The following is a 22,753-nucleotide window of genomic DNA, read 5'->3' on the forward strand; positions in this document are numbered from 1 at the left end:
AAGGGAAATTCTCGTGCTAAAGCCCCCTCTCCCGCTACGGAGAGAGGCAGAGGTGAGGGAAAATTAAACCTAGGGGAATTGCTTATTATACCGATTGAAATCTTTTAATTCGAATTGATTCCACTCACGCATATCCAACACAGAGCCATCAAACGCCATAAAGTCCGCGCGGGTGGTGGGTAGATTAAAATAATAAATGTCACTGGCATCCGTAGCTAAATTACTCTGATGTTTCGCCACTGAAATTTCTGCAACTGAGCGATCATGCGTTTTCACAAAGCTGCGTTGTGCCCGTAAATAACGACCTTTAAATCGTGCATTCCCCCAAAGTTCAACATCGAGCCTATTTACGGCGCCAGCTAATTGAATAGTGGTTTTCTGCTTCGCACGAACAGTCAAGGTATCCGTTTTAACCCAAAACAAACTCAGCCAAGCATTTCCTTGCATGACTAAATTAGCTAGATTAACAACTCCAGAAAGTTGTACCTTGGGACTCCCTTCTAAATTTAGTCGTAAACCTGGGCTGGATATTCCACCAATTTGGGTGAGGCCTTTACCTTTTATATCCAGAACGCGTAAGCCAATGGCTCCACCTAATCTTACAGTTCCAGTATTTACCAAGTACACATCCAACACGCTGGTACGTATCTGATCGCCAGTGATTATTGGTGTGCCATTAGCCATCAAGCGATTAAGAAATCGCCCCCGTATATCAGCATATATTGGCCCATTTAAATTTCCTTTCCCCGCTATAGCTAAATACAATGTGTTTTGTGAAACCTCTACTTTTACTGCTGCCAAATCGCGAGGGTCACCAGATAAAATCACCTGGGGATCTTTATAACCTGTATGCAGGCTCACATTAATTGGTCCTTGAACATTAACCTGATTAAAAGCCGCTACTCGTCTAATTTGTTTTGTCTTAAGTACTTGCGGCGGTGGAGAAAAAGCCTCACTTTTTGGCGCATGATGCACGCAAGCAGTTAATAAAAATACAAAAAGAATCAATAAGTAACACCGCTTTTGCATAGACTTCATTCCCATATCAATAATTCCTCTACATTAGAGGAAGTTCTAACAATGTGCAAGGTCAAGTTATAATGCATAAATACTTCATAAGTAGCCTGGGTAAAGCGATGCGACGGGAATTTGTTCATAGCAAACCTGGGCTTTCACCCAGGCTATTTTAAAACCAAGAACCTTTATTAAAATTTGAAAGCATTACCTTAGCAGGACAAGTATCATTAACTTGTGAGTCAGGAGCATTATCGATTAACGATTCTAAAGGTTCATCGAAAGGAATTAATGCGGGCAGCTGAATATAAATATCAACCAATATACCATTCCTACAACCTAGATAAACTTTTCCAGAATTATTTTTACCAAATGTTTGGGTTACCATGTCGCGCAAGACTGTCAAGGATACCTTTTGTCCTTGATGTTGCGTTAGATATTGTCCCAAAATAGAATTATCAACGGACTCAGTCAAACGCATCGCCAGCGAAAAATACTCATCCGCGGATAAAACTTGGCAACTACCATGCTTATTCCATTCATGGCGCTCCAAACAGCTACCATAATTGTAACTAGGCATCATTTTTTTTAAATGTTCAGAAACTTGTGGTGACAAACTAAGCGGGGGGTAAGCACAATGCTTGGATTTTTGCTCTACCCCACAATATCCATAACTTTGGCCACAGGCATTCTGATTGGGCCATAAACCATGTAGGGTAAGATGTTTTGCTTGATAGGAGTCTTTAGATAGATGCATGCATTCTGGCTTACCTGCTTCATATCCATACGTTTGACAAAAACCAGGCTGCGAGCTAAGCGCTAAAACATAAGAATCGGACATCCCTGCATGTGTATCGCAAGAATCACCGAACTCAATAGAAGCAACAACGTTGACAGAAAAAACAAGCAACAACAGGATAGTGAGCTTTTTCATTAAGACACTCCGGCCAGCTTCTTTCGAAACATTATACAGCAGAAGATAATGAAAGCCAGTCTTTTTATTTCTTATAACTATATTGAATCTTAATGAAAAAATTTTATTTAGGATGTTCATTTCGAACACCAAATAAACCTAAAAACGCGTGTATGGACTTCGTGAAAACCCACATCTAGTTTAGAAGCGATGCCATTTCCTCTAATTCTAGTGCGTCATTATTCTTTCCAGAACCTTTTTTAAAGAACTTAGAACTATTTTCTGGTTTAAAAATATCCTCACAAAACTTATTATATTCATCTGGATTAAACTTTAGCTCTTCTTTTTCTTCGGGTTTAAATAGTGCATCCACTGCATAGTTTGATGCAACTCCCAATGCCACTGCAATAAGAAGCACAGGTACTCCTATACCCAAAGGCACGAACATTAAACTGGCAAAAACAATCGCAGGAATAAACGCTTCAATTAAAATGCTACGTACTAAACTTGCTGTTTGATAGACCCTAACCCTTTTTTGGTATTCTGTTTCTGCCTGGCATTGCTTAATTTCTAAGAAAAGAAATTTTCTTTCCTTATCATCATCGTAATTTTGTTTTAATTGCAGCGTTAAACGGGCTACCTGATCCCTTTGTTCTTGAATTGTCTTTTGCGTCTTATACAGTTCAATACCACCCTTGATTGCATTATTAATAATGGTAAACACTAGACACAATACAGCACCGGCAATGGCCATAGAAGCTAAAACTGGAGCGGCTACAGGCAAAAATGGCATGGTTAAGACAAGAAAAGCCAACATCAAACCAACAGCATAGGCAATATTATTAATTAAAGATATTTTTTGAAGTCGCCAATCTCGTTCGCACCTGGCTTTTTCGTTTTTCAACGTGTGCAGTTGCATCTCTATTTGGCGCTTTTCTGCTTTTTCTTCAACAGTAAGTATTTTTTTTTCCTTTTCTACTGCTTGATATGCTTGAAGTTGTTTTTCCAATCGCTCTATGTCTTCATTATACTGCAGCATCGCCTTATTATGTTTTATTCTTTGCTCTTCAAAAGCCCATACCGATAAAATAATATCAAAGACTAAAAGAGCAAGAGTAACCGCATCTCCGGCCATACCTAATGAACCTTTGCCAGTTAGCCAGAAGAAGCAAACCAAATTCGCTGTCCCCCAAACGGAATCATTCAATAAATCAAATTTTCTTTGTTCCCATTGAGTTAGAAAACGATCCTCCCAAGGCATTTCTGCTTCATCTTTTTCCATCCATGAACCTTTTATCGTATGTCTGAGTAATATACCCAACTCCAGGAAAAATCGAGCGTAATACAAAGTCCAGCTTAGATTACCCGTATAGGGGTCTGGTGTTTTGATTGCTTCAGCTGCTTGTTTGGAATTAAAACGACCTTCGGGAACTAAACCAATTACCGTTTTTAAAAACGTTGAGCCCCATACCCAATATAATCTCTTCTCGTTCAATTTGCCCATGTACTTTTTAATCGACTTTGTAGTACCACCGGACAAATCAACAATATCTTCCGCCAACAATTGAGCTACAGGAATGCCCATATACTTTACAGGTGAATCATTAGAGCTTTCTTGTTGCACCTCACATTCTTTAATTCGTGCTTGATATACAGGATCGAGTAATTTAAGAAAATTCGAACACCTTTGAATCTTTTTGTTATATTCCTTAACATTTTCGACCTTTTTAAAGTCTATTTCATGCTTTTGTTGTGCTAACAACAACAAAAGAGTGATTTTCAGATCGAATGCCCTCTGTTCTTTTTCGAGATCATTCATGTAATCGAACATAACACTATCAGTTTTGTCCAATATATCTAAATAGAAATTCAATGAAGAAAGGAAATCATTGCTGCGATATTCGGTAAAGGCACGACCTGTGAATGTCTTGATCCATTCCAGCTCTTCTCCTCTTGCTCGTTTATAGCTTAGTGAGCACGACTTTTTTAGCTTATTGTATTGAGCCTTCTCTTTATTATATTGAACTATATTTTTATTATATAGTTCCAACTCTTTACGATACTGAACGTATTCAGCAGTGTTAATATATTCCTCATATGCAGGAGTATTTTTTTCCAAAGACTCTGGTTTTAGAAGCTTTAGGGGTTTTTGGGGTTTTGGGGGTTTTCTTGGGGGTTCAAGTAAGCGAATACTGTTACTATTTTTATCACCATAATAGAGTTTATCGTTACATAAAATGATTGCATTACTGCAAACGATTTCATTATCACGCGTTGGCAAATCTTCAATATCAGAAAATTTTTCGGGTAAAGAGTAAACCTCAATAAGACCACATTCAGCTCTGTTGTAATTAAGCAAGTCCCCATAGCTTAAATCAGCAAGCTTCTTTTTATCTTTGAGGGCATCTCTAAGAAATGATTGAAGAATTGCGCTACTCGTTGCCATACTGTCACCTCTGTGCTCATGAATTTCGGCGACTCATTCATTGGATCACAGCAAAAAAAAATTTATATGTTCTTTTTTATAACATAATATTGATTTTAAAAACAAGATGAGCATTCATTGATTTACACTATTGAAACCAAATTTTTCGTAAAAAAGGATAAATTTTGGTTAAAAATGAGATTCTTAGCAAATCTTAGGTGCAACAAGACATAAACTGGGAGTTTTTATTAAGTAAACCCGGGTAGCGCTTTACTGAACCCGGGTACAATTTTATAGGAACAAACATTAGGAGAGATCACGTGCATAGATGTCATCGAACCGTTTTATATCATCTTCTCCCAAATATGCACCACTTTGGACCTCAATAACATATAGAGGCTCAGTACCCGGGTTACTTAGACGATGAAGTGTATTTTGCGCTATATAAGTCGATTGATTTACTGATAAATAAATCGTTTGCGAGTCATTGATTACTTCTGCTTTGCCGGAAACAACAACCCAATGTTCGGCACGATGCTGATGCATTTGTAACGATAAACGAGCACCAGGTTTTACCATCAGTCGTTTTACTTTAAAAGAAGCACCTTCAGCCAGAATCTCATAATACCCCCAAGGACGCGATACGCGCTGATGATCTTGAGTTAATTGATGATGATCTTTACTTAAAGAACTGACTAAATCTTTAACTTGCTGCGAATATTGCTTATCCGCGACCAGAACCGCATCTTGAGTTGCAACAATAATTTGATCTTGTACCCCAATAGCTGTAACCAAAATATCGGTACTATGAATCAGGCAATTCGTACTCTTTTGCGCAACAACTTTTCCAGTGACGGTGTTTCCATCTGGATCGGCAGTATTAGCATCAGCTACCGCAGACCAACACCCTAAATCACTCCATTGCATGGACACGGGGATAACAGCTGCTTTATTCGTTTTTTCCATAATCGCATAATCAATGGACTCCGCCTCACAACGAGAGAACGACTCCAAATCGAGACGTAAATAATCATGATGATTCTTGGCGTTTAATACGGCTTGCTGACTGAAATAATAAATATCAGGTTGGTATTCTGCTAACTCTTGAAGATAGACATCCGCACGGCAAACAAACATGCCACTATTCCAAAAATAATTTCCATCAGCAATAAATTCTTTTGCTAGCTCGAGCTCCGGTTTTTCTCTGAAACTTAAAACGCGTTGCACCTTCTCCGCGATTGGTAATCCTGCCTCAATGTAACCATATCCAGTTTTAGGACTATCTGGATGAATACCAAAAGTCACCAAAGCATGGTGTTCTGCAGCAAATTGTGCGCCTGTTAACATTGCTTCTTGCCATGCCTCATCATCCGCTATCCAATGATCCGAAGGAAGCACCAACATTATTGCCTCGGAACCTGCTATCTCGGATAAATAATGAGCCGCACAAGCAATTGCAGGTGCTGTATTACGTGCACAAGGCTCCAGCAAGTACGTCATTGAATGGGTAAATTGATTCAATTGATCTTGGCAAAGAAAATAATGAGCATCATTACTTACAATAAGAGAATGAGTACTAGTCAAGCTCTGTGCTCTTTTTACAGTTTGTTGCAGAAGGGATAACTCACCATTTAAGGCTAGAAATTGTTTTGGATAATTTTTACGAGACAAAGGCCATAAACGAGTTCCAGAACCTCCTGCAAGAATAACGGGATAAAGAATAGTCGTCATAAAGTTCCATGTTATGGCATAATCGCCGCATTCTAACAGTATTTTTAATCTAAAAAAAGGTAACTTTTCAATCAAATCGGGAAAATACACTCCTCCACCTTCTGCAGATTGGCTCAGAAGGCAGACGCGTTTGTTGCCTAGACTTGTTGAGAGGCTATATAAAATAAGTAATTCTACGGAGCCTTACCTATTATGAAAAAAAAAGCAGTAGTCCTATTATCTGGTGGATTAGATTCAACAACTTGCCTGGCATTAGCGGCATCAAAAGGTTTTTCCTGCTATGCGATTAGTTTTTCTTACGGGCAAAGACACTCTGCTGAATTACTCGCAGCCCAACGGATTGCACAACACTATAAGGTAGCAAAACATCAGATTGTCACCTTAGATACAGAATTATTCCGGAATTCAGCGTTGACCGATTCTACTTTGGAAGTACCGGATTTCCAGGATGGTACTGATATCCCAGTTACCTATGTTCCTGCCCGCAATACCATTTTTCTAGCCATGGCTTTAGGTTTTGCTGAATCGATAGGCGCGCGAGAAATATTTATTGGTGCAAGTTCTGTTGACTATTCTCATTATCCAGATTGCCGTCCAGAATTTATTGAGGTATTTCAAAATTTAGCCAATTTAGCAACCAAAGCAGGAGTAATGGGCGATCGTTTTACGATTCATGCGCCACTACAACATTTAAGCAAGGTACAAACCATTCAACTTGGAGAAAGTCTGGGTGTAGATTACAGCTTAACGGTTTCGTGTTATCAGGCCAATGATAGTGGCGAAGCATGTGGCCAATGCGATAGTTGTACCTTTAGACGACGCGGTTTTCTTGGGGCGGGTATTGATGATCCAACCATATATTGCTCTTCCGTTGCTAGATAAATTGCCATGAGGGGTGTTAATTACTTTTAATATAAACACCTCGGGTGGTCAAAAATAAACCTTAAGGTTTTATTAACAATAAATATGCGCATTTATTATACTATTCACACAAAAAAATCAAATTTTTTTACACTTTTGTTACAACAAATTGAACATTTTTGATTCACATATAGCAAAATCGTTGCTATTATTCGCCCTGATTTATAACCTTGGAGTAACATAATGACATTTAAAGAATTTATGAAGGCCGTTGCTTATTTACCAGCTAATGCTTTTACTGGTTCGGTTAAATTAGTATTAGGATACACAGATGAAGACGGTGAAGAACACCGTGGTTTACTAGGTTTAGCAACTGATGGGATTAAATTTGTTGGCCGTTCAATTTCTGACTTCTTGTCTGAACATAAAAAAGCAATTACTACTGCTGCTTGGCTTACTTTAGCTACTGCTGGTGCTGTTGCATTGACCTTATTCTTATGGCCTGCTGCTTTAACTGCAGTTGCTTCTTTCTCAGTTTACGGTTTGTCTATTGCAGGTATCGCTGGTGCTAATACTCTTGCACAAATCGGTCTTGCTTCTGCATTAGCTGGTGCTGCCGTTTCAGCTGCTACATACATAGGTGCTGCTGCTGGTAATTTCTTTTCTTGGGTGGCTAAGTGCTGCAAAAATCTTAGAAGTTCCACTTCTAAACAAGAAGATCCACAAGACGATGAAGACGACACTTATACAACAGGGAACGAGCAAGGGTTCAAGTCTACAAAGGGTAGTTCATTCGATTATGAAGAGCCAACAAGCGATGATGACTTAACTTATACTGTAACTCAACCCAAAGGCAACCCACTCAGTATCTTGTCAACCTCAGGCGCTAAAGAACCTACAATTACAACAAATGTTGTTACATTTGCTCCTCAGCAACATCAGTCTCCAATACAATCTCCTAAAGTTGTGAAGAAAGACGAAGATGCACCTTCACTAAATCAGACTTCTTCTCTGATCAATTAATCTTCACTAAATTAAGTAAATATTTAAAAAACGCGGCCTAGGCCGCGTTTTTATTTTCCATTTTGATGAATTAGTTTATAAAACACATAAAGAAATATATCTAACTCAGAAGTTTAGAAGCCTTTCCAAGTTAAATGCCATTCACCCGAACCTTAGTTACCTACAGCATTTATCATTCATATGCGTTATAATCAGTCATTTTCAATGAGCAGGTATCTACTCGATGGCGAAACAACGTAAAATGCTGGTTACCAGCGCCTTACCTTATGCAAATGGGCATTTACATCTTGGACATTTAGTGGAGCATATTCAAACGGATATTTGGGTGCGCACTCATAAGATGTCAGGAATCGAGTGCATCAGTATCTGTGGTGATGATGCCCATGGCACCCCGATTATGTTAAAAGCAGAACAAATGGGAATTACGCCCGAAAATTTAACTGCTGAAATCAAGCTAAGCCATGAACGTGACTTCAAAGCTTTCGCGATTGCTTATGATTGTTATCATACTACTCACTCTCCAGAAAACCAGACCCTAGCTGAAGCAATATACGAGGCCTTACAGGCAAACGGTTCGATTATTAAACGAACCATACGTCAAGCTTATGATCCAGTAAAGCAAATGTTTTTACCTGATCGTTACGTTAAAGGAACATGCCCCAAATGCGGTGCTAAAGATCAGTATGGCGATAACTGCGAAGTCTGCGGCGCAACCTACTCGCCAACGGATCTAGTGGATGCAGTTTCTGCTATTTCCGGAGCCAAACCTATAGAAAAAGATTCGGAGCATTACTTCTTTGACTTACCTCGTTATGAACATCTATTAAAGGAATGGACTCGAAGTGGCCATCTGCAAGCTGAAGTAGCCAACAAATTAGATGAGTGGTTTGCTGCTGGATTAAAGCAATGGGACATTTCACGTGATGCACCTTATTTCGGGTTTCCTATTCCTGGCACCACCGATAAATATTTCTATGTCTGGCTTGATGCTCCTATTGGATACATGGCGAGTTTTAAAAAATACTGCGATGAGCAGGGCGTCTCTTTTGCTGAGTTTTGGGATAAAGACACAACCACTGAGTTATACCATTTCGTTGGCAAAGACATCGTTTACTTTCATGCTCTGTTTTGGCCGGCGATGCTCGCTGCCAGTGGTCACCGTATGCCTACAGCAGTTTATACTCACGGCTTTTTGACCGTTGATGGCCAAAAGATGTCAAAGTCTCGAGGAACGTTTCTTGAAGCACGCACCTATCTGGAACATTTACATCCAGAATATCTACGCTATTATTTTGCAGCCAAGTTGAATGGTCGTGTTGATGATCTGGATTTAAATTTTGAGGACTTCACCAACAGAATCAATGCCGATCTTGTGGGCAAAATCGTCAATATTGCCAGTCGTTGCGCCGGCTTTATCAATAAGCGATTTGCGAATCAACTAAGCAGCAGTTTAAGTGCTCCACAATTGTATGCAGAGCTGCTTGAACTGCGTGCCGAAGTTATCGAATCCTTTATTTCTCGCGATTACGCTCGTGCTATTCGTCACATTATGGATGGTGCCGATAAAGTGAATCAATACATCGATACCCATAAACCCTGGGTATTAGCTAAGGAAGAAGAACGCTTACCTGAGGTACAGGCCATTTGTACTATGGGGATTAATTTATTCCGGATCCTAATCACCTACTTAAAGCCCGTATTGCCTCTGATGGCGAGCGCCGCAGAAGAGTTTTTAAATTGCGCTCCTCTTACTTGGGAAGCAATTGATGATCCTTTATTAAATCATAATATCAATACATTCCAACCCTTAATGGTTCGTGTTGAAAAAGAAAAAATACAAGCCATGCTGGAGCAATCCAAACAGGTGAACAATGGCCTCAGTTAAAGAAATTGACGCACTTTTGCCACAAACTCAATGTGGCGATTGCAATTATCCTGGCTGCTTACCCTATGCCGAGGCCCTGGCTCAAGGAACTGCTGCGATCAATAAATGCCCTCCTGGAGGAGTGGATACCGTCAAAGCGCTCGGTGCATTGCTAAATGTTGATCCCGCTCCTTATTTGGAAGAAGCCATGGCCAATACACGGGCACCATCTGTTGCAGTGATTCGTGAAGCAGAATGCATTGGTTGCACCAAATGCATTAAAGCCTGTCCGGTGGATGCAATTATTGGCAGTGGCAAATTAATGCACGCTGTAATTAACCATGAATGTACGGGTTGTGGGTTATGTGTTGCCCCATGCCCCGTAGATTGTATTGAGATGGTTAATTTACCCAATGTAAACTACGATAAGGACTTAGCACGTAAACGTTACAATACCAAACAAACCCGTTTGTTACGTGAAGAACATGAAAAACAGCAAGCGTATCGAGAAAAACGTCAACTTGCATTAAAAGCGGATAAAACTCAAGACAAGCAAGCCAAGCAGGACTATATTCAACAAGCATTGGCACGTGTAAACGCGAAAAAAAATCATGAATAAACTCCAGCGCCACGACATCTTTGTACGTTTTCATGAGCAAAATCCACATCCAACTACGGAGTTGACCTATCGCTCTTCTTTTGAATTATTAATTGCTGTCATTCTTTCAGCACAAGCAACCGATGTGGGAGTGAATAAAGCCACGGCTAAATTATTTCCAGTAGCAAACACCCCTCAAGAGATTCTTGACTTAGGACTGGATAAACTTAAAGAGTATATAAAATCGATAGGCCTTTATAACAGCAAAGCACAAAATATTATGAAAACCTGTGCGTTGCTGGTCAAAAACTATAATGGCGACGTCCCTAATAAACGTGAGGAATTAGAGTCTTTGCCTGGAGTCGGTCGCAAAACAGCTAATGTGATCCTCAATACCGCTTTTGGTGAGTCCACTGTAGCTGTAGACACTCACATATTCCGAGTAGCGAATCGTACGGGGCTCGCCAAAGGAAAAACTCCCTTAGCAGTTGAAAAAGCACTCCTAAAAAACATTGAACCTAAGTTTTTAAAGGATGCACACCATTGGCTTGTTTTACATGGACGTTATGTATGTACTGCACGACGCCCTCAATGTAAAACGTGTATCATTCAAGATCTTTGTGAATATCCTGATAAGAATCTGTCTTAAATTTAGAGATTTTTTTCATGAATTTAGGATTTTGTCATTCCTGTGAAAAGGGATATCTGGTAGCCAAATTGAAGGCTCATAAATCATCCATATTGTCTTATTCAATATAAAATTTTAATAGAATCGTTAGCAAGATGTAATGTTCCTGCACTTCATGCGAAAAAGACTGGCATTTCTGAAATTTTACTCATACAATAAAATTTCGTTGTTGCAGGGAGAGCAATACTATGAACTGGTGGACTTCAGTAGTTGATGGAACCAAGTCGCTTGGTGATGGGGCAACATGGGTTTGGAATAACGCCATAAAGCAAACCGTAGGTTATGCTGCAAATACTGCCTTTTATGTAGCCGAACAAGTCTTAGCTTTACGCGAGACAATTCCTGAAGTAGTCACTCCCCCGGTGATGAAAATCGTCAAAGGAGGAGGAAATATACTCGTTCAAGATATCCTGCCGGTTGTCGGGGCACATTATGCCAGTAATACCATTGATAATTATTTGCGCCCAGAAGACCCCACAGGAGTGTTGGCAACTTACATGGTTGTACCTACCTTAACGTTAATGAATTATGCAGTATGGGGATTTACTTATAGACAAGCATCTAAACTGGTCGTACATACTTTAACCCTTGATGCATTTGGTTCATCCGCTTTTAACGAGCATAAAGGAAAACTTAATCCACAGCCGCCAACACTCTGCGGCGAAAAAGAAGAAGATTGCAATTACAAGCGAAAATTTAAAGGTTCCATTCGCGAACCCTTAGCATTAGCTCTTAATGATCTAGTACTTCTGGCAATTAGTAAATTTGTTCCTTATGGGGAGCAAGTTGCATGGATATTAGGTATCTATTTTTATGGTGAATACATCACACGGATGGCAACACCAGAGCGCTGTGAACGACATAAGGCGATGAAATCTGAATCCATTCTGTCATTAGGGTTATCTTATACAGGAACCTCAGCCTTAATGGATTATGCACTTGAGTCTACTGTAGGTATGCCGCCATATCTATACCTCAGGACATTGCGCCATTTATTACTCTTAGCCCATATTGATATTGCATCGCATATGACTTTACCATTAGTCCGCTCAGCAAAAGATACAATCCCTATTGACCCTTTAGTGATTTATGATCGCACCAAACGATTCGCCATTGACGTCGTGTTTGCAGGATTAATGCAGCGAATACCTATTGATTTTAAACCACCTCCAGGTGCTAAACCCTTTATTCCTTTATCAACGGTTTTCAAATTCCTAACTAAGGTACTTGAAAGTGATTTAGAGCAAGTTAAACCTGTGCCGCCTGGTTTTTTTAAGAAAACGACAAAGTATCTCCTACCCAGCATGTTCCACGGCCCCAAAAATGCAGTCAATGATCCCGTGATCAAAGAGTTTTGGCCTGACATACGTAGTGATTTACTCTATATCTTAGAAATCGTGGAATCCGCAAAACCGGTTAAATCATTAACTACAGCACCAACAGCAATCGCTTCTACGGTTAAATATACACTTCCAGTCGTATTAAATTACCGTTTTGGTTTACCTATAAAATTGTCTGAATTCCTGTTATCTTTGAGTAAAAAAGAGGATTTTTGGGATTTTGTAACTGCCCTAAGATTATGGATTGAACGCAATAATGTATCTTATGAGGTCATTTTGGCTAAAGGAACTCGCAGCACAGGCTTACATGAATCGAACAGGATTATTGAGCTTCCTCAAGAGCCTAAAACCCAAGTTGTACCTTCAGCCCAGGAATTAAAAACACCTAGGACACCATCAGTGCCTGACGCCAAGCAGCTAATTCCCTCAAAAACTGGAACCGTAGTGACTGCAAATAGTTTATTTTCTAAGAAACAACGATCAAGTGCAATAAACCATCATGCTCCACAAAAAGAAGATCGTTCTTCACCGTCTCAAGAGGAATTTCCTTCATCGATTATTTACAATTAATGAATTAAGGGATCGAAAGAATGCCTTTAGCGATTTGGATTCTTTCGATCACCTTGCTTGGAATTGCTATTCGCCGAGTGACTCCTGTCTTTATTCCAATCTGGCTTATTACAACTGGAGGCGCTACTGCTGCATTATTATTAAACCAAATCTCCCCCCTCCAAGCCATTGCAGCAATTGAACCGGACGTGATGTTTTATTTGTTGGGTGTTTTTCTCATCGCACAAGCAGCAGAAGACAGTGGCTATCTAGAGCAATTAACCGATAAATTGTTTTATCATGCTCATACTGGCAAACACGCGTTATTCATTATTCTATTTGTTCTTGGCTTAAGCTCATCCTTGTTGATGAATGATACCATTGCAATCATAGGAACCCCCATTATTCTCCAATTGTGCCGATCCCATAAAAAGCTAATCAAGCCCTTGCTTTTTGGATTGGCATTTTCTATTACCATAGGCAGTGCGCTGAGTCCTATTGGCAATCCACAAAATTTATTAATTGCAGTAAAAAGTGAGATGCCCTCACCTTTTTTTCAATTTATAAAATTTCTAGCGCTACCCACAGTGATAAATCTTGGAGTGACTTATCTCTTCATCTGCTTTTTTTATGGAAAAATCTTAAATGAATCCATTGAGAAACCGATTCCTGCACCAATAAGTGACCCTCATACAGTCATGCTGGTCAAACTAAGCTTAATCACTTTATTTTTATTAATAATCCTTAAAATCATGTTTGATTGCTTCCCATCCTCCATCCACTTAAATTTCAGCCACCTAGCCCTGGTCTCATCTTTGCCGATTTTATTGAGCACTCTTCGAAAAAAACTCATCAAACGCCTGGACTGGGGTACTTTGGCTTTTTTTGCGAGTATTTTTGTATTAATGCAAAGTGTCTGGGATAGTGGTTTTTTTCAAACCAACATCAATCATTTTCATCTTTCGATTACCCAAGTTCCTGTTATTTTGATAATCAGCATTATACTTAGTCAATTTATATCTAATGTACCAATGGTGGCTTTATATTTACCACTTCTCTTGCAACATTCAGTTTCTGATACCAGTTTATTAGCTTTAGCCGCAGGAAGTACCATTGCTGGCAATCTATCCATTTTGGGGGCGGCGAGTAACATTATTATTATTCAAAATTGCGAAAAACGTGGGGTTAGAGGTTTTGATTTTTTAGAGTTTATAAAGATAGGAGCTCCGCTCACGCTTGCTAATATTTTGATTTATGCCTTTTTTCTTTAAAAAATAATAGACGTTTACTCACTGGCATCAATTTAAGCGTGTAGCCTGGAGGTAGCAAAGCGAATCAGTGTTTTGCTGCTCGTCACCCGAAAACCAGATGTTCGCCAAGTTGAATTGCGCAACTACTTGCCATATTAAATACAATGGTGTTATATTTACGCGCGAATTAGTTTATTAAAAAGCAATTGTCAGTAGAAACCAAGGCAAAGTTATGGAAATCCTAAACATATGAATCAATCCTTGCCTTCACAGCGTTCACGCTGTTTCTTGCTCCTGACAGTAAGTGTTATTACCTCTCTTATTCTACTCATCAATGTATCGTTTAAAATCGTTCTCATAGAGGGACTAATGTTCTCTGTGAACTGCTTAATTACCCCATTAATTGCCGGTTTATATTTATTGGCATTAAGAAATTGTACGATAAAAGAACAAAGACATTTGCTAAATATTTCGTTAATGACTTTATATGTATTTTGTATTGGAGTTTATGTACTCATCCATTTACCCGCAGCCGAATACATGCACGATAATCCCGTTTATCAAATTATTTTTGAAGACATTCCTAAAAAATTCTTTGCAACGACCATTTCATTTGCACTTAGCTTCTACCTACCACATCTATTGTTTTATCCTAAGTCGAGTAAAATTTTGCCTTCACCAAAACAATGTATGCTCCTTGCAATATTAGGTGGCGTTAGTTTTTTTGGACTCGATTTTTTTCTCTTATTTTCAGGAGTCCATCTTCATAGTTTCAAACATATTTTTATTGACTCCATGATGATTACTTCACTCATATTGCTTCTTATAGGCGTGTTTTATCTAACCTTTTTGCTCAAATACCAGCATTCGTCTTTCAATCCAGAACATGGCAGAGAAGGATTACCCTTATATCATTACTTTATTTGTGTTGCGATCGTCATCATGCTAATTTGTCTAGCTTGTGAATATAGAATCGTAACGATTATCAATAAATCGATGGTTCTATCAGCCAGTTCTTTATTTTTCCCCATTACGTTAATGATTAGTACCATTCTGGGTGAACTTTGGGGCTATCGTGTTAATCTAAAATTATGTCTAATCCTCATTGCAACTCAATTTACATTTGATGCTTTGCTTATAGGATTCGTTGCTTTGCCATCCCCAACCTTCTTTAATTTGAACCCTTTTTACAATTATATCATGCTAAAAAGACTACCAACGGCTTCGGTAGCGTTGTTTGTTGCTTTTATAAGCAATGCCTTGTTACTCCACTATTTAAAATACTGCAAGTGGAATTTGCATCGCCCCTTACGGATCTTGATTGCTAACTTTTGTTCGAATTCTTTATTATGCTTAATCGACTACAGCTTATTATTCGGAGGCATTTATCCTTATGATCAAGTGATTAATTTGGTAGTTAATGTTTGGCAATACAAATTATTAATGACCCTAATTTTCCTACCTTTTATTCTATGGTTTTGTAAGCACATGGAGAAAAATAAAGCGTTGACTCTGCAGTATGACTGATGGGATTAATGTAGACCGGGTAATGGCTCAACAGAACCCAGGAACACCTAACATACAACCCGGGTTCCGCTGCGCTTCACCCGGGCTACAAAAAACGGTTTATGAAAAGATTGGCGATCATTCCTTTTTCACAGGCCTTTTCCAGCCATAAACTGTTTTTTGCTTTGATTCAGTTAGCGTCAACTCATCGGGAGGAACATTCTTTCGGATGGTACTACCTGCGCCTATCGTTGCATTTGCACCTATGGTCACTGGAGCAACCAACTGAGTATCTGAGCCAATAAAGACTCCATCTTCAATAATGGTTTTGTGTTTATTAACTCCATCGTAGTTGCAAGTAATTGTACCCGCCCCTACATTAACTTTTTTCCCTAAACTCACGTCCCCTAAATAACTTAAATGGCTTGCTTTGGAGCCTTCCGCAAATACAGCTTTTTTAGTTTCAACAAAGTTACCTATTTTGCAGTTTGCTGCTAATTGAGTACCAGATCTTAAACGAGCGAAAGGTCCAATAGCACAATCATTTGCTATATCACAGCCTTCTAAAACACTGTTGGCATAAATTTGACAACCTGCACCTAAACTTACATTAGTGAGGACACAATTAGGTCCAATAGAACAACCATCTCCAATAACTACCTTGCCTTCAATCACACAATTGATGTCAATGAATACATCTTTACCACAGGTTAATTCACCACGTAGATCAAAGCGGTTTGCATCAGCTAGGGTAACACCTTGTTGTAGCAATTGTTCAGCATGCTTTACTTGCCATATTCGCTCTAATTGTTGGAGTTGCAAACGGTTATTTACCCCTTGGATTTCTGCGCTATCTTTTACACTCAGTGTTTTAATTGGGGTTTGACTGGCAACAGCTAAAGCAATAATTTCTGTTAGATAGTATTCAGATTGAGCATTATCATTGTTCAGTCTGGGCAACCACTTAGCTAGATCGTCAGACATTGCACAACAAATACCTGAATAAATTTCTTTTATATTCTTTTCTTGCTCATTTGCATCTTTTTCTTCTACAATGATGGAAACTTCACCTTGGTTGTCTCTAATAATACGTCCAAGACCGCTAGGATCTTCGAGATGAGCAACCAAAAGTGCCAAAATGGATTTATAGGTATTTGCTGTATTACTGCATTCGATTAAAGCACGCAACGTATTGGCTTGAATAAGCGGTACATCAGCAGATAAAACAAGAACTTGTGTTTGTGGCGGAATAAAAGGTAAGGCTTGCATTACTGCGTGCCCAGTACCTAATTGTTCTGCTTGGTATACCCAATGCACAGGTAAGTCAGGGAGTGAGTTCTTAAGTTGTTCACCACCATGACCGTATATAACATGAATTACATCAGGATTTAGTTGTTGTGCGGTTTCTACTACCCGAGTCAACATAGGCTTCCCAGCAATTTGGTGAAGTACTTTAGGGGTACTGGAATACATTCGTTTACCTTGTCCTGCAGCTAAGATAATAATTTGTAAGTTCATGTAGTTATGAGTTCCTAGGTTAAACACAATGACAGCTACGCAATGAAGCAATCTGCCTCAATATTTAAATTAAAGAGGTATGATAACTAAATTACAGTTCAAGGAGTAGAGCGATGACCATATTTGTTAGAACAGCCCAAGCACTTATAGACCGAGTGTTGAATAAATCTATTGAAGATTCGATTGCTGGTGATAATGGGATGATATATGGATGGTTTCGAGATACCAAAAATTCTGAGCAACAAAGAAATGTAACTCGTACTCTGCAAAAATTAGTTGCAGACTTTGAACCAGCAGATACAGATAAACAAAATTTAGTAAACTTGCAGGACCTCATCAGCAAAACAGACGGTGCCATAGAGAAATTACGCGCCCTAAAATCGTGGAACAGAGGTGGTTTGAATGACACTTTAAGTGCGCTTAATTCAAGCCTGGACCGATTCTATCGTTATCTTGGTGAGAAAAGTGAGACAAGTGAGAAAAGTGATAAAAAATTGTTTACTTTTATCGATGTCGCTGATGATGATGATCCGTTTAATCTACTTTGTGCTCATGCAGCTTATTACTTGGGCGAACATATTATTTGTCCTCCAGAGGAGGGTATGCTTGTTAAAATATATGAAAAAGTTGCCAATACCATTAGTAACGCTACAGCAATAGAAATTAGAAGCAAAAAAGAAGAATGTCTGATGAAAAATATTCTCAACTGTAAGAAAAAACTAGAAGGTTTGGATCCAGATAAACCCGATTATAAAGAGTTACGGAAGACATTTGTTATTGAAGCCATACAGGCTATTCATAGAGAAAATGCCGAAATTTGTGAAGAATCAAAACCTATTGACTCGATACCTGTGCAAGTAACTTTGATTGCTGTTGCGAGAGTCAAGGCACCCACCATAAAACCCAGCCGAGGAAGATTAAAAAATGCTATGGATAATGCGTTTGAGGAAATTGAAGCCAGAGCATTAGATAAAAAAGAAAAGGATGTAGAGAAATCAGCGTTAACACTTTAAATTTTTGGACACTAAGATAAGCTGCTTACAGTTCCATACATGCCTAGGTCCTGCTTGCAGCACCTAGGCTACAAATATTCAGACTATGAAGTCAATTCACCACAAAGATCTGTTTCCATCAACTTCTTTATTTCTTCAATTTCTAATCGTTTACTAAGCAAATACAATAACTTGCAATGTGCAGCCTCAGGAGTCATATTATGCCCGCTAATTAGGCCGGCTTCTTTTAAAGAATGTCCTGTAGCATATTGACTCATTTCGACGCCACCTTGTTGGCATTGGGTACAGTTAATAATGATCACCCCACGTGCACAAGCTTCTTTAAGCAGTTTTAAAAAACGAGGATCGTTATTTTGAGCATTACCCGCACCATAGGTCTCCAAAATCAAACCGCATAAGGGCTGATTTAAAATGTAGGCTAAAACGTCGGAAGCAAACCCTGGGAATAATCTGAAGTTGGCAATAAATTGAGGTTCAATCGTTTGTAAATGAAATGACTGCTGCGGTCGTTTGAGCAAAAGGTTCTTATGTACTTTAATGTCTATTCCAATAGCTGCCAAATGTGGATAATTCGGCGAATCGAATGCCTTAAATCCCTGGGAGCTAATTTTTTGTGTTCGATTCCCACGTAGTAAATGCTGATTAAAGTAAATGCATACTTCGGGGATGGGTTGATTGGCACAAAGCCATAATGAAGTAACCACATTATCTATTGCATCATTACGTACTTCCGATAAAGGAATCTGGGACCCTGTAATAATTACGGGTTTACCTAAATTTTCCAACATAAAAGATAACGCCGATGCCGTATAGGCCATTGTATCCGTTCCGTGGAATACTACAAAACCATCAAAATTCCCATAATCATCGGCAATATCTCGAGCGATTCGATTCCAGTCATGCACTGTCATATTAGATGAATCAAGTAAGGGATGGTATTCTTTTATCGAATACTCAGGCATGTCTTGATGCATCAGCAAAGGAATTTGTTGCAATGCAGCTTCCACATAACCCGGGGCAGGCTCATAACCATTTTTTGTTTTAATACTGCTAATCGTGCCGCCCGTATTAATAATTAAGATTCTTTTTTTCATATGAGTGTAAACTGGGGTATTTGTCCTCATTATATAACTAAATGATTTAGAATAGTGTAATTACTTCTATTGAATGTCAGATCATGTAACCTAGCTGCAAGTCCGAAATACCGGAACATGGGTATTCTGTACTCGATGAATCCCCGGATTTCGCGTTGCTACACCCAAGCCACGAATGTGATGTGTAAGAAGAGAAATAAGCTGGATTTTATTGAGTACTGACCTTTTTTCAATAATAATTACATATTTAATTGCCAAGCTCTTGCAGTTTATGGAAAAATCGAGCTATTAGCGGTTTAATCTAAACAGTGACATCATGGTGATTGATCGTGCCGGTTATCGGTTGAATGTAGGTATTATCCTTGTCAACGCACAGAATAGGGTTTTTTGGGGTAGGAGGACTGGTCATGATGCTTGGCAATTTCCGCAAGGTGGCTTGGCCGCAGGAGAAACATCATTAGAAGCGATGTTTCGGGAATTGCATGAAGAAGTAGGTTTGGATAAGGAAGATGTTGAAGTCATTGGTTCTACCAAACGTTGGCTTAAGTACAGACTTCCCAAGCAATATCTACGTCATGGCAGTGAGCCTTTAGTGATAGGGCAAAAACAGAAATGGTATTTGTTAAAGCTCGTTGCCAGTGAGCAAAAAGTCAAACTGGATCTCAGTGATTCACCAGAATTTGACAGCTGGCGTTGGGTTGATTTTCATGAGCCAGAAGGACAGGTTATCTTTTTTAAACGCCAAGTGTACATGCAAGCGTTAAAAGAGCTAGAACCTTTATTGAAAAAGAATCGTCGTACACCATTTGGCATGAAACGAAAAAAGAGATCATAGGTTAGGTGGGATAAAAAAATCTTGGTGAACGGTTGAATTTGAGCACAGGTTGAATGAAAATCGCTTCGAAAAAGAAGCATAGATTACTGGCACTATGTTAAGCAATTTCTACAGAGCCATTAGAGAATTGATATGTGAGTTTTTTCGCAGCGACGATCAAGATCTGCCAAATACAGCTGATTCTTGTTACGGGGTGACCATTTACAAAAGAGGTAATCATAGGCATAGATGCTCAAAGTACTTAAACGGATAGTTCAAGAAGTCACTGCAGCCAAGCAGCTCTCTGAAGCTCTTGGGATTCTGGTGCAACAAATTAATAAAGCCATCAATGTAGAGGCCGCTTCCGTTTACCTCATCGATACCAAACACGCCGAATACGTGCTTATTGCAACCGAAGGTTTAAACAAACAAGCTCAATCCCGAGTTCGTATTGCATTTGATAGTGGTCTTGTAGGTCTTGTCGGACGACGTGAAGAACCCATTAATTTAGAAGATGCCCCCGCTCATCCTGATTTTTATCATAATCCTTTATTGGGCGAAGAACACCTCAAGGCTTTTTTAGGTGTACCTATTATTCAACATAGAAAGCTCTATGGTGTGCTCATTGTTCAACAAACAGAACAACGTTACTTCGATGATACGGAAGAATCCTTTTTAATTACCTTAGCGGCCCAACTGGGGGGAATTATTGCTCATGCCGAAGCAACAGGCGAATTGGCTGAGTTAACCCAACCTAAGCCTCTGGGCGTTACTAAAAAAGTTGACTTAAGCTCTGCAGCCCTGGCAGGAATTGGTTCCGTGCCAGGGATCGGGATAGGAACCGCTGTGGTTGTATACCCGCAGGCAGATATTGATGCAGTTCCACAAAATCCTGTCGAGACTTTGGATGAGGAAATTAATGCCTTTTATGAGGCCCTGGAATCCACTAGAGACGACATGCATCGTTTAAGCAGGCGTATGAAATCCGTTGTTGCAGAAGATGAGCATGCCCTGTTTGATGTGTACCTACGCATTCTCGAGAAAGACAGCTTGGGCATTGAAGTAGAACATGTAATTCGTAAAGAAAAAATTGGCGCCCAGGCTGCCTTAGCGACAGTAATTAAAAAGCACATCGCCCAATTTGAAAGTATGGAAGACTCATATCTTCGTGAACGAGCGAGTGATTTTCGTGATTTAGGACGACGGGTTTTAGCCGCATTACAATGGTCGCAACAGGAAGAAATTGTTTATCCCAAACGAACGGTCCTAGTAGGTGAAGAAGTAACCGCCGCGGCCTTAGCAGAAGTTCCAGAAGGATATCTGGCGGGGGTAATATCGGCTAAGGGTTCTAATAACTCTCATGTTGCTATTTTAGCCCGCGCGCTGGGCATTCCCACCGTTATGGGTGTCCGTGGGTTAAAATTAGATTTGATTTCTCGTCGTGCTATTGTTGTTGATGGATATTATGGGCAGGTTTATATATCACCCTCGAAATCAGTACTTGCAGAATTCAAACTACTCGAGCAAGAAGAGCAGGCATTAACTCAAAGTTTGGTGAGTTTACGAGATAAACCTGCAGAAACAATTGATAATTATAAAGTATCCTTGCAAGTAAATACGGGTTTAGCAATGGATGCGGGTTTATCGATGAGTGTCGGCGCCGAAGGAGTGGGTCTATATCGTTCAGAAGTCCCGTTTATGAGCCGCGATCATTTCCCTTCAGAAGACGAACAAACGATTATTTATCGACAAACCCTGAAAGCTTTTGCCCCACGTCCCGTGACCATGCGGACTCTGGATATTGGTGGTGATAAAGTACTTCCCTACTTTCCTGTAGCAGAAGATAACCCCTATTTAGGATGGCGAGGAATTCGGGTCACCCTGGATCATCCTGATGTCTTTTTGATGCAAATTCGTGCGATGATGCGTGCAAGTGAAGAGTTGAATAATTTGCGGATCATGTTACCTATGGTCACTAATTTAAGTGAGGTTGAAGAAGCCTCTTATCTTATTGATCAAGCATTTACTGAATTATTAGAAGAAGGGTGTGTCATTGAAAAACCCAAGTTAGGTGTCATGATCGAAGTCCCTGCAGCCGCCTATTTAGCACGCGAGATTGCCAAAAGGGTTGATTTTATCTCCGTGGGTAGTAATGACTTGACGCAATATTTTCTGGCCGTAGATAGAAATAATGCTCGAGTGGCTGGCCTTTACGACTCGATGCACCCAGCCATGCTCCGTGTTTTGCTGAAGGTTGTTGAAGGAGGTCATGCAGCAGGGGTAGAGGTCAGTATCTGTGGCGAAATGGCCAGCGATCCTTTATCAGTTATTTTGTTAATCGCCATGGGCTTTGATACTTTAAGTATGAACTCCTCCAGTTTACCGCGAGTAAAATGGGTTATTCGTAATTTCGCCATTGCAAATGCCCGTAAGATTCTTGCCGAAGTACTGGAATTTGAACACCCTGCCCAAATACGTTTTCATTTACAAAAAGCCTTAGAAGACGAAGGATTGGGTGGCCTCATCAGGGCCGGAAAATCTTTATGAACAAA

The 22,753-nt window shown here is 39.6% G+C and carries 17 protein-coding genes; 11 read left to right on the forward strand and 6 right to left on the reverse strand.

Annotated elements, in window-relative coordinates; genetic code table 11:
- Positions 1-69 precede the first annotated feature (69 nt).
- The 4 genes from ACWTEW_RS28480 to ACWTEW_RS28495 form a co-directional block, all read right to left on the reverse strand.
- Entirely contained in the window at positions 70-1,029 is a 960-nt protein-coding gene (locus tag ACWTEW_RS28480; protein WP_454781704.1) for a GIN domain-containing protein, read from the reverse strand.
- 157 nt (positions 1,030-1,186) lie between these two features.
- Positions 1,187-1,948 carry a ribonuclease T2 family protein gene (locus ACWTEW_RS28485; protein ID WP_454781398.1) on the reverse strand — a complete coding sequence of 254 codons (762 nt, stop codon included), beginning with the start codon at positions 1,946-1,948 and terminating at the stop codon, positions 1,187-1,189.
- A gap of 175 nt (positions 1,949-2,123) precedes the next feature.
- Positions 2,124-4,373, reverse strand: coding sequence for a hypothetical protein (locus ACWTEW_RS28490; RefSeq protein WP_454781399.1), 2,250 nt, complete (start codon positions 4,371-4,373; stop codon positions 2,124-2,126).
- Between the two features lie 285 nt (positions 4,374-4,658).
- Entirely contained in the window at positions 4,659-6,083 is a 1,425-nt protein-coding gene (locus ACWTEW_RS28495) for a mannose-1-phosphate guanylyltransferase/mannose-6-phosphate isomerase (RefSeq protein ID WP_454781400.1), read from the reverse strand.
- Positions 6,084-6,275: 192 nt separating this feature from the next.
- Between ACWTEW_RS28495 and queC the strand changes: the two genes are divergently transcribed.
- From queC to ACWTEW_RS28535, 8 genes are all read left to right on the forward strand, one after another.
- Complete coding sequence (gene queC / locus ACWTEW_RS28500; protein WP_454781401.1) at positions 6,276-6,965, forward strand: 7-cyano-7-deazaguanine synthase QueC; 690 nt, start codon at positions 6,276-6,278, stop codon at positions 6,963-6,965.
- A 222-nt stretch (positions 6,966-7,187) separates the two neighbouring features.
- The gene (locus tag ACWTEW_RS28505; protein WP_454781402.1) at positions 7,188-7,967 is read left to right on the forward strand and encodes a hypothetical protein; all 780 of its coding nucleotides are present in this window, start codon (positions 7,188-7,190) and stop codon (positions 7,965-7,967) included.
- A 223-nt stretch (positions 7,968-8,190) separates the two neighbouring features.
- Positions 8,191-9,852: a methionine--tRNA ligase gene (gene metG / locus ACWTEW_RS28510; RefSeq protein ID WP_454781403.1), complete on the forward strand. Its 1,662-nt coding sequence runs from the start codon at positions 8,191-8,193 to the stop codon at positions 9,850-9,852.
- On the forward strand, positions 9,839-10,450 hold the full coding sequence (locus ACWTEW_RS28515) for an RnfABCDGE type electron transport complex subunit B (RefSeq protein ID WP_454781404.1): 612 nt from the start codon (positions 9,839-9,841) through the stop codon (positions 10,448-10,450). The genes metG and ACWTEW_RS28515 overlap by 14 nt, the downstream gene beginning before the upstream one ends.
- Positions 10,443-11,078, forward strand: a complete 636-nt coding sequence (nth, locus tag ACWTEW_RS28520; RefSeq protein ID WP_454781405.1) for an endonuclease III — start codon at positions 10,443-10,445, stop codon at positions 11,076-11,078. Before ACWTEW_RS28515 ends, nth begins: the two co-directional genes overlap by 8 nt.
- Positions 11,079-11,305: 227 nt before the next feature.
- Positions 11,306-13,027 (forward strand): hypothetical protein, encoded by a 1,722-nt coding sequence (locus ACWTEW_RS28525; protein WP_454781406.1) that lies wholly within the window; start codon positions 11,306-11,308, stop codon positions 13,025-13,027.
- 20 nt (positions 13,028-13,047) lie between these two features.
- On the forward strand, positions 13,048-14,277 hold the full coding sequence (locus tag ACWTEW_RS28530) for an SLC13 family permease (protein ID WP_454781407.1): 1,230 nt from the start codon (positions 13,048-13,050) through the stop codon (positions 14,275-14,277).
- Between the two features lie 228 nt (positions 14,278-14,505).
- The gene (locus ACWTEW_RS28535; protein WP_454781408.1) at positions 14,506-15,783 is read left to right on the forward strand and encodes a VUT family protein; all 1,278 of its coding nucleotides are present in this window, start codon (positions 14,506-14,508) and stop codon (positions 15,781-15,783) included.
- A gap of 117 nt (positions 15,784-15,900) precedes the next feature.
- Here ACWTEW_RS28535 and glmU read toward each other — a convergent pair whose 3' ends face one another.
- Positions 15,901-17,280, reverse strand: coding sequence for a bifunctional UDP-N-acetylglucosamine diphosphorylase/glucosamine-1-phosphate N-acetyltransferase GlmU (glmU, locus tag ACWTEW_RS28540; protein WP_454781409.1), 1,380 nt, complete (start codon positions 17,278-17,280; stop codon positions 15,901-15,903).
- Between the two features lie 113 nt (positions 17,281-17,393).
- Here glmU and ACWTEW_RS28545 point away from each other — a divergent pair, with 113 nt between their 5' ends.
- The gene (locus ACWTEW_RS28545) at positions 17,394-18,293 is read left to right on the forward strand and encodes a hypothetical protein (RefSeq protein WP_454781410.1); all 900 of its coding nucleotides are present in this window, start codon (positions 17,394-17,396) and stop codon (positions 18,291-18,293) included.
- Between the two features lie 83 nt (positions 18,294-18,376).
- Here the strand turns inward: ACWTEW_RS28545 and ansA are convergent, their stop codons facing one another.
- Positions 18,377-19,387, reverse strand: a complete 1,011-nt coding sequence (gene ansA / locus ACWTEW_RS28550; protein WP_454781411.1) for an asparaginase — start codon at positions 19,385-19,387, stop codon at positions 18,377-18,379.
- A 316-nt stretch (positions 19,388-19,703) separates the two neighbouring features.
- Here ansA and ACWTEW_RS28555 point away from each other — a divergent pair, with 316 nt between their 5' ends.
- Both ACWTEW_RS28555 and ptsP read left to right on the forward strand, forming a co-directional pair.
- A complete protein-coding gene (locus ACWTEW_RS28555) occupies positions 19,704-20,222 on the forward strand; it encodes an RNA pyrophosphohydrolase (protein WP_454781412.1) in 519 nt (172 codons plus the stop codon).
- 228 nt (positions 20,223-20,450) lie between these two features.
- Positions 20,451-22,748, forward strand: a complete 2,298-nt coding sequence (ptsP, locus tag ACWTEW_RS28560) for a phosphoenolpyruvate--protein phosphotransferase (RefSeq protein WP_454781413.1) — start codon at positions 20,451-20,453, stop codon at positions 22,746-22,748.
- Positions 22,749-22,753: the final 5 nt, after the last annotated feature.

It is taken from the genome of Legionella stuttgartensis, assembly GCF_977063405.2.